Annotated in this window: 10 protein-coding genes; 6 read left to right on the top strand and 4 right to left on the bottom strand. The window is 60.2% G+C overall.

What is annotated here, in order from left to right; genetic code table 11:
- Positions 1 to 45: 45 nt before the first annotated feature.
- Genes PDR5_RS14295 through mexE form a run of 3 tightly spaced genes read right to left on the bottom strand, consistent with a single transcriptional unit; the run spans position 46 to position 5,924 of the window.
- A complete protein-coding gene (locus PDR5_RS14295; RefSeq protein WP_039768284.1) occupies positions 46 to 1,467 on the bottom strand; it encodes an efflux transporter outer membrane subunit in 1,422 nt (473 codons plus the stop codon).
- On the bottom strand, positions 1,464 to 4,655 hold the full coding sequence (locus PDR5_RS14300) for an efflux RND transporter permease subunit (protein WP_064596472.1): 3,192 nt from the start codon (positions 4,653 to 4,655) through the stop codon (positions 1,464 to 1,466). The genes PDR5_RS14295 and PDR5_RS14300 overlap by 4 nt, the downstream gene beginning before the upstream one ends.
- 15 nt (positions 4,656 to 4,670) lie before the next feature.
- Positions 4,671 to 5,924 carry a multidrug efflux RND transporter periplasmic adaptor subunit MexE gene (gene mexE, locus PDR5_RS14305; RefSeq protein ID WP_064596473.1) on the bottom strand — a complete coding sequence of 418 codons (1,254 nt, stop codon included), beginning with the start codon at positions 5,922 to 5,924 and terminating at the stop codon, positions 4,671 to 4,673.
- Between the two features lie 430 nt (positions 5,925 to 6,354).
- On the opposite strand from mexE, the gene gcvA reads away from it, so the two are divergent.
- From gcvA to PDR5_RS14320, 3 genes are all read left to right on the top strand, one after another.
- Positions 6,355 to 7,260: a transcriptional regulator GcvA gene (gcvA, locus tag PDR5_RS14310; RefSeq protein WP_064596474.1), complete on the top strand. Its 906-nt coding sequence runs from the start codon at positions 6,355 to 6,357 to the stop codon at positions 7,258 to 7,260.
- Positions 7,261 to 7,335: 75 nt separating this feature from the next.
- Positions 7,336 to 8,163 (top strand): EamA family transporter, encoded by an 828-nt coding sequence (locus tag PDR5_RS14315; RefSeq protein ID WP_064596476.1) that lies wholly within the window; start codon positions 7,336 to 7,338, stop codon positions 8,161 to 8,163.
- 29 nt (positions 8,164 to 8,192) lie between these two features.
- A complete protein-coding gene (locus PDR5_RS14320; protein WP_064596477.1) occupies positions 8,193 to 8,954 on the top strand; it encodes an SDR family oxidoreductase in 762 nt (253 codons plus the stop codon).
- 37 nt (positions 8,955 to 8,991) lie between these two features.
- Here the strand turns inward: PDR5_RS14320 and PDR5_RS14325 are convergent, their stop codons facing one another.
- Positions 8,992 to 9,960 (bottom strand): AraC family transcriptional regulator, encoded by a 969-nt coding sequence (locus PDR5_RS14325; protein WP_064596478.1) that lies wholly within the window; start codon positions 9,958 to 9,960, stop codon positions 8,992 to 8,994.
- 101 nt (positions 9,961 to 10,061) lie between these two features.
- Here PDR5_RS14325 and PDR5_RS14330 point away from each other — a divergent pair, with 101 nt between their 5' ends.
- From PDR5_RS14330 to PDR5_RS14345, 3 genes are all read left to right on the top strand, one after another.
- Positions 10,062 to 11,312: an MFS transporter gene (locus tag PDR5_RS14330; protein ID WP_064596480.1), complete on the top strand. Its 1,251-nt coding sequence runs from the start codon at positions 10,062 to 10,064 to the stop codon at positions 11,310 to 11,312.
- A gap of 606 nt (positions 11,313 to 11,918) precedes the next feature.
- Positions 11,919 to 13,073, top strand: coding sequence for an aldo/keto reductase (locus tag PDR5_RS14340; RefSeq protein ID WP_082934412.1), 1,155 nt, complete (start codon positions 11,919 to 11,921; stop codon positions 13,071 to 13,073).
- Positions 13,074 to 13,191: 118 nt separating this feature from the next.
- Positions 13,192 to 14,325 (top strand): NADH-dependent flavin oxidoreductase, encoded by a 1,134-nt coding sequence (locus PDR5_RS14345; protein WP_064596484.1) that lies wholly within the window; start codon positions 13,192 to 13,194, stop codon positions 14,323 to 14,325.
- Positions 14,326 to 14,331: the final 6 nt, after the last annotated feature.

Genomic DNA, 14,331 nt, shown 5'->3' on the forward strand with positions numbered 1-14,331 from the left:
AATTTGGTTGGTTGCGGCCAACCAAAGGAGCTCTTTAAAAAACGATTACTTGCTGGCCACCGTTTCTGGCTGCCAACCGCCACCGAGGGCCTTGTAGATCGCGACGATGCCGCGATACAGATCCACTTCGGCCTGAGCCTGGCTGTCCTCGGCGTTCAAGCGTTCACGCTGGGCGTCGAGCAGCACCAGGAAATCGGTGGTGCCTTCGCGGTAGCGGATTTCGGCGAGGTCGGCAGCCTTGCGGCTCGATTCGCTCTGACGGATCAGTGAGATCAGGCGCTGTTGACGCTTGCCGTAATCGCTGAAGGCGTTTTCCGACTCTTCCAGCGCCAGCAATACTTGCTGCTCGTAAGTCGCCAGTGCGCCTTCGGCATCGGCATCGGCGCCGCGCAAACGGGCTCGCACGCTGCCAAGGTCGAACGCTGCCCAGGTGATGCTCGGGCCCAGTGCCCAGGCGTTGGCCGCCGAGGAACCGATCTGCGAACCACGTCCGGCCGTCCAGCCGAGGAAACCGCTGAGACTGACCCGTGGGAACAGGTCGGCCTTGGCTACACCGATACGCGCCGTGGCCGAAGCCAGTCTGCGCTCGGCGCTGAGGATGTCCGGACGACGCTGCAGCAGTTCGCCCGGATCACCGATCGGCAAGGCCTTGGCAATCGCCGGCAGGTCTTTCGGACTCAGGTCGACGGTCAGCTTGTCCGGACGTTCACCCAGCAGGGTGGCGATGCGGTTTTTCTGCCGGGCCTGTTCTGCCTGCAGCTGCGGCACGCTGGCTTCGACCGATGCCAGACGTGCATCGGCACGTTCGACATCGAGCTGATCGCCAACGCCGGCGTCACGCAGGCTGATGGTGATCTTGCGCGATTCCTGCTGGTTGTTCAGGTTGGCCAGCGCGATCTTTTCCCGCAGTTGAGCACCGCGCAGTTGACCGTAAGCGTCCACCAGTTCGGCAATCATGGTGACTTGCAGTTGGTACAGATCGGCTTCGGCCGCTTGCTGGTCGGCGTCGCTGGCTTCCAGATTGCGCTGGATACGTCCGAACAGGTCCAGTTCCCAAGCCATGTCCAGGCCCAGGTCATAGCGTTCACTATTGACCCGATTGGTGGTCTGGCCCGGGATCTGACCTTTGGCCAGATCGCTGCTGGCGCGGCTGGTGATGGTCGGCATTGCATCGTTGCTGGCGTCGTCGCGGATCGCCCGGGCGGCTTTCCAGCGGGCGAATGCCACGCGCAGTTCACGGTTGCCTTGCAGCGATTGAGTCACCAACTGGTTAAGGGTCGGATCGTCGAACTGCTGCCACCAGATGCCTTCGAATTTCGAACGGTCGAAGTTCTTCTGGCCGGCGGCGCCGTCGGTGGCGGACGTAATGTTCGCCGCCTCCGTCGTCGGGGTCTTGTAGTCAGGGCCGACGGCGCAGGCACTCAGGGCCAGCACCAGCAGGCTCGGCAGGAAGACTTTCAGACTCATTGGTGCGCCTCCAGTGGCTTTTGAAGATTTTGCGCCTTGGCCGCTTTGCGAGCTTCGCTTCGCTCCACGAAGTTGCGGATCAGCACATAGAACACGGGGGTCAGCAGCAGACCGAAGAAGGTCACACCGAGCATCCCGGAGAACACCGCCACACCCATGGCATGACGCATCTCGGCACCGGCACCGCTGGAGAAAACCAGTGGCACCACACCCATGATGAACGCGAACGAGGTCATCAGGATCGGCCGCAGACGCAGACGGCAGGCTTCCAGTACGGCGGCCAGCGGATCGAGGCCTTCTTCCTGCTTATCCTTGGCGAACTCGACGATCAGAATCGCGTTCTTGCACGCCAGGCCCACCAATACGATCAGGCCGATCTGGGTGAAGATGTTGTTGTCGCCGCCAGAGATGATCACACCGGTGATGGCCGACAGCAGGGTCATCGGTACGATCAGGATCACCGCCAGTGGCAGGCTCCAGCTTTCGTATTGAGCCGCGAGCACCAGGAACGCCAGCAATACGCAGAGCGGGAACACGAACAGCGCTGTGTTACCGGACAGAATCTGCTGGTAGGTCAGGTCGGTCCACTCGTAGGTCATGCCGTTCGGAAGTTCATCCTTGAGCAGTTTCTCGATGGCTTTTTCGGCCTGGCCGGAGCTGTAGCCCGGGGCTGCTGCACCGTTGATTTCAGCGGTGATGAAGCCGTTGTAGTGCATCACACGATCCGGGCCCGAGGTGTCGCTGACCTTGATGAAGGTCGCCAGCGGGATCATCTCGCCTTTGTTGTTGCGTACTTTCAGCTGTCCGATCTGATCGGACTCAAGGCGGAACTGCTGCTCGGCCTGAACGTTGACCTGATAGGTACGACCGAAGCGGTTGAAGTCGTTGGCATACAGCGAACCCAGGTAGATCTGCAGGGTGTCGAAGATGTCGCTGACGGCCACGCCGTGGGTCTTGGCTTTTTCCCGGTCGATGGCGGCATCGACCTGCGGCACGTTCACGGTGTAGCTGGTGAACAGGTTGGCCAGTTCCGGAACGTTATGGCTCTTGGCAATAATGTTCATGGTTTCCTTGTACAGCTCTTCGTAGCCCAGGTTGCCCCGGTCTTCGATTTGCAGGCGGAAACCACCGATGGTGCCCAGCCCCTGTACCGGCGGCGGCGGGAAGATCGCCATATAGGCTTCCTGAATCCCGGCGTACTGGCCGTTCAATGCACCGGCAATCGCACCGGCGGACATGCTCGGGTCTTTACGCTCGTCGAACGGTTTCAGGGTCACGAACACGATGCCGGCGTTCGGGCTGTTGGTGAAGCCGTTGATCGACAGACCCGGGAACGCTACGGCGCTTTCCACGCCTGGCTGTTTCAGTGCCAGGTCGGACATGCGCTTGATGACGTCTTCGGTGCGGTCCAGGCTCGCGGCGTCCGGCAGTTGCGCGAAGGCCACCAGATATTGCTTGTCCTGGCCGGGTACGAAGCCGGTCGGGGTGCTGGAGAAACCGAAGAAGGTCAGCACCATCAAGCCTGCGTACAGGAAGAGGGCGATGCCGCTGCCACGGATGACCCGGCGCACGGTACCGACGTAACCGTGACTGGCGCGGTCGAAGAAACGGTTGAACGGACGGAACAGCCAGCCACCGAAGATCTTGTCCAGCACTCGCGAGAACCGATCTTTCGGCGCGTCGTGGCCCTTGAGCAAGACGGCGGCCAGTGCTGGCGACAGGGTCAGCGAGTTGAAGGCCGAGATCACCGTAGAGATCGCGATGGTCAAAGCAAACTGCTTGTAGAACTGACCGGTCAGGCCCGAGATGAACGCGGCGGGTACGAACACCGCACACAGCACGAGCGCTGTCGCAATGATCGGGCCGGTCACTTCCCCCATGGCCTTTTTGGTCGCATCGAAGGGGTTGAGCCCCAGTTCAATGTTCCGCTCGACGTTCTCCACCACCACGATGGCGTCGTCCACCACGATACCGATTGCCAATACCAGGCCGAACAGCGACAGGGCGTTGAGCGAGAAGCCGAACAGGTGCATCACCGCGAACGTACCGATCAACGATACCGGCACCGCCACCAGCGGAATGATCGAGGCGCGCCAGGTCTGCAGGAACAGGATCACCACCAGAACCACGAGAATCAGTGCTTCGAAGAGGGTGTGAACCACCGCCTCGATGGAGCCGCGCACAAAGATCGTCGGGTCATAGACGATGCTGTAGTCCATGCCTTGCGGGAAGCTTTTCTTCAGCTCTTCCATCTTGCCGCGAACTTCGTTCGAGATTTCGATGGCGTTGGAGCCCGGACGCTGGAAGATCGGGATCGCTACGGCTGGCTGGTTGTTCAGCAACGAACGCAGGGCGTACTGACTGGAGCCCAGTTCGACGCGGGCGATGTCCTTCAGGCGAGTGATTTCACCGTTGTCGCCGGCGCGAATGACGATGTTCTCGAACTCTTCCTCGGAGACCAGACGGCCTTGAGTGTTGATCGACAGCTGGAAGCTTTGCGCAGTCGGAGCAGGGGGCGCGCCCAACTGGCCGGCGGCCACCTGACGGTTCTGTTCGCGAATGGCGGTCACCACATCAGTCGCGGTCAGATTGCGCGAAGCGGTCTTGTTCGGGTCGAGCCATACCCGCAGCGAGTAGTCGCCCATACCGAACAACTGCACGTCACCGACACCACCGAGGCGAGCGAGCTCATCCTTGATGTTGAGAATCGCGTAGTTGGACAGGTACAGCATGTCGTAGCGTTTGTCCGGCGAGGTCAAGTGCACAACCATGGTCAGGTCGGGCGAAGCCTTGTCGACGGTGATACCGATGCGCGTCACTTCTTCCGGAAGCTTCGGCTCGGTCCGGGTCACGCGGTTCTGCACCTGCACCTGCGCGTTGTCCAGGTCAGTACCCAGGGCGAAGGTGATGGTCAGGGTGATCTTGCCGTCAGCGGTGGATTGCGAGGACATGTACAGCATGTTCTCGACGCCGGTGATGGCCTGCTCCAAAGGAGCGGCCACGGTTTCACCGATGACTTTTGGGTTGGCGCCCGGGAAGTTGGCACGCACCACCACGGTCGGTGGCACGACTTCCGGGTATTCGCTGATCGGCAACTGGAACAGCGAAATCGCACCGGCGATCAGGATCAACAGCGACAGCACCGCTGCGAAGATCGGCCGTGAAATGAAGAATTGGGAAAAATTCATCGGAGTTGTCGTCCCTTAACCGCGTGGGGTCGCAGCAGCCAGTTTTACAACCGAACCCGGCGCGCCTTTGGCAGGTGCGACTTTGGGCAGGTTGCTGGCTTCCAGCGCTTGTCGTTGTTGAGCGAGAGCGGCAATGGTTTGCTCGCTGGCCATCGGGATCACTTCAGGCGTAACCGGGGAGCCAGGGCGAACCCGTTGCAGACCCTTGACGATGATCGTGTCGTCCTTGTTCAGGCCGCTGCGCACGATACGCAGGCCTTCGATCTTCGGACCGAGTTCAACGGCGCGGTAGACGGTCTTGTTGTCGCCATCCATCACCAGCACGAACTTCTTGCCGAGGTCGGTACCGACCGCTTCATCGTTGATCAACATGGCGTTGTAGGTGCCGCTGCCGACCAGTTTCAGACGTGCATACAGGCCCGGGGTGTAAGTGCCGTCGCTGTTGTCGAACACGGCGCGACCACGGATGGTGCCGGTTTTCGGGTTGACCTGGTTGTCGACGAAGTTCATTTGGCCCAGGTGCGGGTTGCCGTCTTCATTGGACAGGCCCATGTACACCGGGGTAGTGGCGCCGCGCTGACCCTGACGGGCGAGCTGGGTGTATTTGAGGAACACACGCTCGTCGGCGTCGAAGTAGGCGTAGACCTTGTCGGTGGACACAACGCTGGTCAGCGGGGTGGTGTCGGCGGTCACCAGGTTACCGGCGGTAATCTCGGCACGGCTGACGCGGCCACTGATTGGCGCAGTGACGCGGGTGAAGCTCAGGTTCAGCTTGGCCAGGTCCAGTTGCGCTTGCAGCGCGCCAACAGCCGCACGGGCTTCTTGTGCAGCGCTGGTACGCGAGTCGGCCAGTTCGGCGGAGATGGCGTTGCTGGCGCGCAGGCGTTCGCCACGGCCGGCTTCGTTTTCACTGCGAGTGGCGTTGGCACGGGCCTGGGCAACCAGCGCTTCGAGGCGGCGGACCTCGGCCTGGAACGGACGCGGGTCGATCTGGAACAGCAGGTCGCCTTTCTTGACCAGAGCACCTTCGGTGAAGGCGACTTCGTCGATCTGGCCGGAGACCCGCGGACGGATTTCAACGGTTTCCGGCGCTTCGAGGCGCCCGGTGAATTCGTCCCACTCGTTGACCGGTTGTTCCAGCACCTTGGCCACGCTGACCTTGGCAGCAGGCATGGTGGCGGCGGTTTCCGGAGTCTTGCCGCAGGCGCTCATCACCAGCACGGCCAACAGAGCCAACGGGAAGCGCAAATGTTTGAGTGATTGTTCCATGGATGCATCCGCCAATGTATTGAAGATGGGCGGATGATGCTCGGCGGGTCGATAGCAAAACGAATCGAATGACACGAAGGTAACTATCATTCGGAATGATATAAGCCCGAGAGAAGCCCTCTAGCATGCGCCTTTCGTTAGGGGGCTATCAATTGGCCTGATGACAATTCTGTGTTGCGCGATCGGCAACTGTCGCAGGCGAAATTGCTGGGTGAGGATTATGCGGCGATTAAATGCTGCGCTGAAGTTACCGAGCCTCGACATCCTTGCGGAGCATATGGTGCTTGTTTACAAAGACCTCGCCTGGCTGCTGGATCAATACGCCAACATCAAGAGTCCTGTTACCCGGAACAGGCAACCCACAACATTTCGCTCTAACATGACCTGATACTCATACCTCGATGTTTTGCCAATCCCGGACCCTTTGTTTATGAGAGATCTGCCCCCGACCGCAACCTTGCGGGCTTTCGAAGTATCCACCCGGCACCCGACTTTCACCGCCGCCGCGCAGGAACTGCATGTAACCCAGAGCGCGGTCAGCCATCAGCTTCGGCATCTGGAAGAGCTTTGGGGCTTGCAGCTGTTTGAACGGGGCAAGTCGTTAAGCCTTACGCCTGCGGGCGCTACCCTGGCGCCGATTGTGCGTGAGTTCTTCATGAGCCTTGAGGCAACGCTGGCTGATCTGCGTGAGCAAAAGGGCAGGGTCCGGCTCAGCGTCAGCACAACCTATTCCTTTGCGTTGAAATGGTTGCTGCCACGCTTGCCGAGCCTGGCCCGCCAGCACCCGGAACTGTTGGTGTCGCTGGACACCACGGACAAGGTCATCCATTTCGCCAGCAGCGAAGCCGATGTCGCGATCCGCTTGGGCAAGGGCAACTATCCCGGTCTGTATTCACAGTTTTTGTTCGGTGAGCAGGTTTTCCCGGTGGCCAGTCCCGAACTGCTGCAACGCGTCGGAATGCCGAGCAGTCCCGCCGATTTGTTGCAGTTGCCGCTGCTGGCACGTGACGGCGCTGAACTGGCACCGAAATGGGAAGCGTGGTTCCAGTCCGTCGGGCTGGCATTTTTGCCGCTGCGGGAAAGCGTCAGGTTTGGCGATACCAATATGACGGTCGAGGCGGCTTTGCTCGGCCATGGCATTGCTCTGGTGCGCAGCGGGCATGTCGAGAAGGAAATCGGCGATGGCCGGCTGGTGCGGCTGTTCGATGTGCCGTTTCAGTCACCGCTCGCTTATTACTTCGTTTGCCCCAAGGGCGTTGAGACGCAGCCGCACATTGAGAGTTTTCGCGAGTGGTTGCTCGGTGAGGCGCTCAAAGTGCGAGGCGGGCAGGTTTGAGGCATGAAGAGTCGCTCATGGTGCAATGAGGAGCCTTCTCTGTAATCCGGCCGTTCGGGCTGCCTAAAATGGCCAATGCCTACTCATCTCGTCCTCCTTGTCCTGTTCGCCGCGCTGCTGCACGCCGGCTGGAATGCATTGCTGCGCGGCGGTGCCGATCGGCTCTGGTCGATGACGGTGATGTGCGTTGCAATCGCCATAGTCTGTGCAGTTGCCGCGATGTTCATGGTGGCGCCTGCGCCTCAGAGCTGGGGGTATGCGCTGCTGTCGGCATTGCTGCACGTTGGCTACAACCTGTTTCTGGTGCGCAGTTACCGGGTCGGCGATCTGGGACAGATTTATCCGATTTCGCGCGGTTCATCACCCGCGTTGATTACGCTCGGCGCCGCGTTGTTTGCCGGCGAAACCATCACCCCGGGCGAAATGCTCGGCATTGCGCTGGTGTCAGGCGGCATCATTTCGCTGGCTTTCCGGGGACGCAGCCTGTCGGTGCCCAGCCTGCCTTACGCATTGGGAACCGGTTGCTTTATCGCGGCTTATAGCGTGGTCGACGGCATTGGCGCGCGGCTTTCCGGTGCGCCGCTGGCCTACACAGTGTGGATGAGTGCCTTGTGGGGCGTGCTGATGCCGGTGGTCTACATCGGTCTGCGCGATGCCCGCAGCCTGTTTTCGATTCGGCCCGGTATGTTCGCTGCGGCAATGGGCGGGCTGGTTTCTCTGCTTGCCTACGCAATCGTTATCTACGCGATGAACGAAGCCCCGCTGGGCGCGGTGTCAGCCTTGCGTGAAACCAGCGTGCTGTTCGCGGCGTTGCTTGGCTACCTGTTCCTCGGTGAAACACTTACCGTCCGCCGGATGCTGGCCTGTGTGGTGATCGCCAGCGGCGCGATCATCATCGGCTGACTCGGCATCATCTGCTAAGGAGTAGTTTCATGGTTAACGTCTCGCAGGCTCCGCTGATTCTGATTACCGGTGGCAGTCGTGGAGTAGGCGCCGCCACCGCCCGACTCGCTGCTGCCCAAGGCTACGATGTTGCGATCAGTTACGTTGCCAATGAGTCCGCCGCGCTGGCGGTGGCGGCGGATATCGAAGCGATGGGGCGCAAGGCGTTGGCGATGCGCGCCGACAGTGCCGATCCCGAGCAGGTCGCGAGTCTTTTTACCGCGATCGACCGCACGTTCGGGCGCATCGATGTCCTGGTCAATAATGCTGGCGTGCTGGCGCAACAGTCACGCCTGGAAGACCTGGGCTTCGCGCGCATGCAACGCATCTTCGCGGTCAATGCTCTCGGGCCGATACTGTGCGCCCAACAGGCCGTGAAGCGCATGTCCCTGCGGCACGGCGGTGCGGGCGGCGTGGTGATCAATGTGTCGTCGGCCTCGGCGCGTCTGGGCAGTCCGAATGAATATGTCGACTACGCAGCATCGAAAGGCGCACTGGAAACGTTCACCATCGGGTTCGCCAAAGAGGTGGCCCGTGAGGGCATTCGCGTCAACTGTATCCGACCGGGGCACATCTATACCGACATGCACGCCAGCGGCGGCGAGCCGGGGCGGGTCGATCGGGTCAAGGACTCGATCCCGATGGGGCGTGGCGGGCAGCCGGAAGAAGTGGCGCGGGCCATTTTGTGGCTGGCTGGTGCAGAGGCATCATTTGTTACCGGTACATTCCTCGACGTAACGGGTGGTAAATGAGTCAGAGGCACGGATCGTCAACTCCTTGCGCTCGACTTCAAGTAACCGCGGGCCGCCTCACCTTGCGACTCAAGCCCGGTGTCCTGCCCGTAATGCGCTTGAATGCACGACTGAAAGCAGCCTGGGATGTATAACCCAAACGCTGCGCCACCTCTTCGATCGGCAGCCTCTCGAGCGTCAGCCACTGGCTTGCAAGCCGCATTCGCAGTTCGGTCACGTAGCGCAGCGGAGTCATGCCAATCGTGACCTGGAAGCGCTCCGCGAATACCGAGCGCGAGGTATTGCTGTGCTCTGCCAACTGCGCAACGGTCCAGTCGCGGCCCGGTTGTTGATGGAGCGCAAGCAGTGCACCGGCCAGGCGTGGATCGCGCAAGGCGGCGATCAGCCCCGAAGCATTGCCGCAGGCGCACTCCACCCAGCCGCGAACAACCATCGCGGCCACCACGTCGGCCAACCGCGCGAGGATGCCGGCAAAGCCCACGCGGGCGGCGCTGACCTCGCGCTCCATGGTGGTCAGGATCGGTACCAGCCCGGGATAACGCTGGCCACCGGCATCAATCAGCATCAGGCCCGGCATCAGCCGGCCAAGGCCATGGATACTGCCCAGTTCAAACTCCATGCAACCGCTGAACAAAATAGTGCTTGGCGTGGGGCTGGCATCGGCTCCGGTATCCACCGCGCTGACGGTGTCACCCAAGGTTTCGCCGTCTAGACCGTCGATGTCTTGAACAGGCGCGTCCGGATGGGAAAACAGTTGATGAGCCGCGCCATGGGAGATGAACACGGCGTTGCCGGCAGACAGCGCGTACCTGTTGCCGTCCTCCATTCGCAATTCCGCATTGCCGACGGCCATGAAGTGGAACCAGGCGTGCCCAGGTTTTTCCGCGAAGCTCAATCCGAACGTTGGACCCGCCTGGATACGCCGGTATTCAACGCCTCGCAGGCGCATGCCACGCAACAGCTCGTTGATGAGGTCCGAGGAAAGAGCAAACTGGTCTGCAGACATCGTTCAGGGGTTTTGATCAAAAAGTAGAGACTTTGGATCATAGATCATCCAGTTTTCAGCGCCTAGACTCGGCTCGCAATGAACATTGGGAGATCCGTGCGATGAATGACTGTGTATGTAACGCCGTATCCGACCGCCATTGCGGCGTCGGCGCGGATGTAGAGCCTGCGACGCCCGCGTGGATGGCCGTCTTCTCTTTGGCAATGGGTGTGTTCGGGTTACTCACCGCTGAGTACCTTCCGGCGAGTTTGTTGACGCTGATGGCTGCCGACCTGGGAGTGTCCGAAGCGCTGGCTGGCCAGGCGGTGACGGTAACAGCCGTGGTGGCGCTGTTCGCTGGCTTGTTGGTGCCAGGTCTGACCCGCAGCATCGACCGACGTTGGGTGTTGCTGGGCTTTTCCACGTTGATGGTCGCCTCGAATCTGTTGGTCGCAGTTTCTTCCAGCTTCGTGGTGCTGTTGTTGATGCGCATCTTGCTGGGTATTGCCCTTGGCGGGTTCTGGAGCATGGCGGCAGCGGTAGCGATGCGCCTGGTGCCGAATGCTCTGTTGCCTCGGGCGTTGTCGATCATTTTCAGCGGCATAGCCATAGGGACGGTCGTGGCAGTGCCGCTGGGCAGTTATCTGGGCGGATTATATGGCTGGCGCAGCGCGTTCTTTGCAGCGGCGGCGGTAGGCACGGTGACTCTGGCTTTCCAGTCTCTCACTCTGCCGCGCCTCGCGCCGCGCCGGCCGGCAAGACTGCGCACCGTTCTGGAGGTATTGCTGCGCCCGGGCATCGCCATGGGCATGTTCGGTTGTGTACTGGTGCACAGCGGGCACTTTGCGATGTTCACTTATGTTCGGCCATTCCTTGAAGGGACTACCGGCATCGGCCCGCAAGGGTTGTCGCTGATGCTGCTGGGGTTCGGTGTGGCGAACTTCGTCGGCACGTTGTTAGCCGGGAGGCTGCTGGAGCGCTACCCGCTGGCCACTCTGGTGTTGATGCCCACGCTGGTCGGCGTCGCAGCACTGTCGTTGGTGCTGTTGCCGGCGTCGGTGCCGGGGCAGGCGGTATTGCTGGCGATCTGGGGTCTGGCCTTTGGTGGTGTGCCGGTGGCGTGGTCGAACTGGGTCGCCAATGCGGTACCTGATCAGGCGGAAAGCGCCGGAGGCATGGTGGTGGCCTCTGTGCAGTCCGCTATCGCAACAGGCGCGGCCGCTGGCGGTGCGGTATTCAGCCTCGGTGGCAGCGCAAGCGTATTCGTCGCAGCGGCCGCGCTGATGCTACTGGCCGCGTTGCTGATTGCGCTGCGGGTCCGCGTCCCTTCTGGCCATGACGTTCGCCAGACCAAACCCGCGTTGCACCTTTGATCCGGTTTGCGCGCTACAGCCTTGGGTACTGGTAGCGGGTGGGCTGTAATCGCGAGGTGCACTGGAAGTGACTGGATTTCCAGGGTCCATGAAAAAGCCAGAAATGATCAGATGAACAGCCCGCCCGGCGAAACCTAGAGACTGTCAGGGGCGCCAAAAAACATTCTGACTGGGCTCTAGGGCGGTGGTTTCAGGTTTTAAAAAACTAGTGATGCCCCCATTTTTGCCCCCAATGAAACGGAAGGCCTGCGCGGCCTCGGGAAGCAGCTCGGCCCTTGGCCTGATTACCCTGGCCTGCTGATCGGTTTCTGGGTCGCGGGCCATGTCTCTGATTACTACGCCACCCCTGCGGGGCACCAGTGGCAGAGCATCTGGTTGTTCCCGGCGTTCTTTTCCCAGGGTACGGACTCCCCTCTGTAAACGACCGCGCGGTCCGCTGACTGTCTGAAATGCTCAGAAGAATCCTTGGAATAGGCAGTGATGCCGACAAAACGGGCAAATGATCCCGGCAGGTGCGCCGCATACTGAAACCAGGATTCACCCGGGGTATCGACGGGTTTAACCAACGTCTATCCCATGGCAGCAATTTACAGACAGGACCCGATCATGCAGCAGGACAATAGAGGCACATCAGAAAACGCATTCCAGGATCATCCAGGCTTCAGTCGCCGTGACGTTTTGATTGGCGGGGCGGTCGTTGGGGCCGGTTTGAGTGTTGCTCCGCTGTCCTGGGCAGCCTCGCCGGATAGCGCAAAAGTGAGCGGGGCGCGCGTCACAAAAACGCGCAAGCTGGGTTTGCTGGAAGTCTCGGAACTCGGTGTCGGGTGCATGAACATCAGCGCCAATTACGGCGCACCTGCAGGCAAGGAGCAGGGCATCAAGGTCATCCGCACGGCTCATGAACAGGGCGTCACTTTTTTTGATACGGCCGAAGTGTATGGACCGTACACCAATGAAGAATTGGTAGGTGAAGCGCTTTCCCCATTTCGCAACGAGGTTGTCGTCGCGTCAAAATTCGGTTTCGACATGGATGCCGGCGGCGCCCTCAATAGCCGCCCGGAACATATCAGGAAGGTGCTTGAGGGCTCGCTGAAGCGGCTGCGTACCGACCGTATCGATCTCTACTATCAACACCGAGTCGATCCAAACGTACCGATAGAGGATGTTGCGGGTACGGTCCAGGACCTTATAAAAGAGGGCAAGGTGTTGCACTTTGGTCTCTCGGAGGCAAGTGCAAGCACCATTCGCCGAGCGCATGCCGTTCAGCGTGTGACTGCGGTCCAAACCGAATACTCCGTCATGGAGAGAAGCGTCGAGCACAACGGAGTCCTTGATACCTGTGAACAACTGGGTATCGGTTTCGTGTGCTGGGGCCCGCTGGGTATGGGCTATTTACCCGGTACGCTGAATGGCAGTACGCGGTTCGACGCCGACACCGATCTGCGTTCAGGGTTTGACCGATTCACGCCCGAGAACCTGGAAGCAAACGAGCCAATCGTTGCTTTGCTCAGGCTGTTCGCAATGGAAAAGCATGCCACTCCCGCTCAGATAGCGTTGGCATGGTTGCTTGCGCAGAAACCCTGGATCGTCCCGATTCCAGGCACACGCAAGCTTAATCACCTCCAGGAGAACCTGGCATCCGTCAACGTGAGGCTGACGGCCGCCGAACTGGTGGAAATGGATGCTGCTCTGGCAAAGCTGACGGTGCACGGTGGTCGAATGAGCCCAATGCATATGCGTGCCGTCGACGTCACCCAGTGACCTTCAGAAGGTGAAAGCCGCTGAAGGCGTCCATTAGCGATTTTCCTCCAGCCGGAGCGTTTTGGTGCGGTGTGGAGAAGGGCGTCATTGATCACCCCGTTTTTTATCAGGTACTCAAATGAATCAGGTTACGCGTAAGGTGTTCGAGCCGTTTGTGTTCGACAACGGAATCAAGTTGCGCAATCGCGTGGCGATGGCCCCCATGACAACGTGGGCCGGCAACACGGACGGTACTGTTTCCGACGAGGAAATTGCTTACTACCAGCGTCGGGTAAACGGTGTCGGTCTGGTGATCACCGGTTGCACGCACGTGCTCGCCAACGGTATTGGATTCACTGACGAATTTGCAGCGTTCGACGATGCATTCGTTCCCAGTCTCAAGCGATTGGCAAAGGCCGCGAAGAGCGGTGGTGCAACGGCAGTGCTGCAGTTGTTCCACGCGGGTAACAAGGCCGTTATGGAGTTGGTGCCGGACGTTGTCAGCGCCAGTGCAGTGAGTATTGACGCAGGACCGTTCAGCGTTCCCGCTACCCCGCGCGCAATGACCCGGGAAGAAATTCACGACGTTATCCTGGCGTTTGGTGAGGCGACGCGTCGTGCCATCGAGGCAGGATTTGATGGTATAGAACTGCATGGCGCCCATGGATTTCTGATCCAGAATTTTTTCTCTCCGAAGTTCAACCAGCGCGATGACGAGTGGGGCGGCTCACTCGAGAACCGTCTGCGTTTTCCATTGGCGGTTGTGCATGAGGTTCATCGAGTCATCAAGGCACACGCTGATCGACCGTTCCTGTTCGGCTATCGCATTTCGCCAGATGAATCTGGCGAAAATGGATTGCGCATCGACGACACCTGCGTGCTTGTCGATGGACTGATCGAAAGCGATATCGACTATCTCCACGTCTCCCTGGGAAGCGTGCTGGAAACGGTACCTGTCGACGGACAGGGTGATCAGACCACGGCGAAGGTGATACTGGATCATGTCGACGGACGCATCCCGGTGATTGCCGCCGGGCAGATCAAGACGCCCCGCCAAGCCGAGGAAGCGCTTGAGCTCGGCCTGTCGCTCGTCGCGGTTGGACAGGGCCTTGTCATAAATCCTGACTGGGTGGAACTGGCAGAAAAAGGCCACGACGATCAGATTCAAACGGCGCTTAACCCGGCACGTGTTTCGCAGATCGCAATTCCGCCAAAACTGTGGAGTGTAATCGAGGCCACCACGGGCTGGTTCAAACTCCAGGGCACACCGTAACGTAGA

This window comes from Pseudomonas sp. DR 5-09 (assembly GCF_001655595.1).
Lineage (GTDB): Bacteria > Pseudomonadota > Gammaproteobacteria > Pseudomonadales > Pseudomonadaceae > Aquipseudomonas > Aquipseudomonas pharyngis.

Coding starts and splice junctions, on each gene's coding strand:
- gcvA (WP_064596474.1), top strand. CDS start 6,355: ATGAGAGATCTGCCCCCGACCGCAACCTTGCGGGCTTTCGAAGTATCC.
- PDR5_RS14315 (WP_064596476.1), top strand. CDS start 7,336: ATGCCTACTCATCTCGTCCTCCTTGTCCTGTTCGCCGCGCTGCTGCAC.
- PDR5_RS14330 (WP_064596480.1), top strand. CDS start 10,062: ATGAATGACTGTGTATGTAACGCCGTATCCGACCGCCATTGCGGCGTC.
- PDR5_RS14320 (WP_064596477.1), top strand. CDS start 8,193: ATGGTTAACGTCTCGCAGGCTCCGCTGATTCTGATTACCGGTGGCAGT.
- PDR5_RS14340 (WP_082934412.1), top strand. CDS start 11,919: ATGCAGCAGGACAATAGAGGCACATCAGAAAACGCATTCCAGGATCAT.
- PDR5_RS14295 (WP_039768284.1), bottom strand. CDS start 1,467: ATGAGTCTGAAAGTCTTCCTGCCGAGCCTGCTGGTGCTGGCCCTGAGT.
- mexE (WP_064596473.1), bottom strand. CDS start 5,924: ATGGAACAATCACTCAAACATTTGCGCTTCCCGTTGGCTCTGTTGGCC.
- PDR5_RS14345 (WP_064596484.1), top strand. CDS start 13,192: ATGAATCAGGTTACGCGTAAGGTGTTCGAGCCGTTTGTGTTCGACAAC.
- PDR5_RS14300 (WP_064596472.1), bottom strand. CDS start 4,655: ATGAATTTTTCCCAATTCTTCATTTCACGGCCGATCTTCGCAGCGGTG.
- PDR5_RS14325 (WP_064596478.1), bottom strand. CDS start 9,960: ATGTCTGCAGACCAGTTTGCTCTTTCCTCGGACCTCATCAACGAGCTG.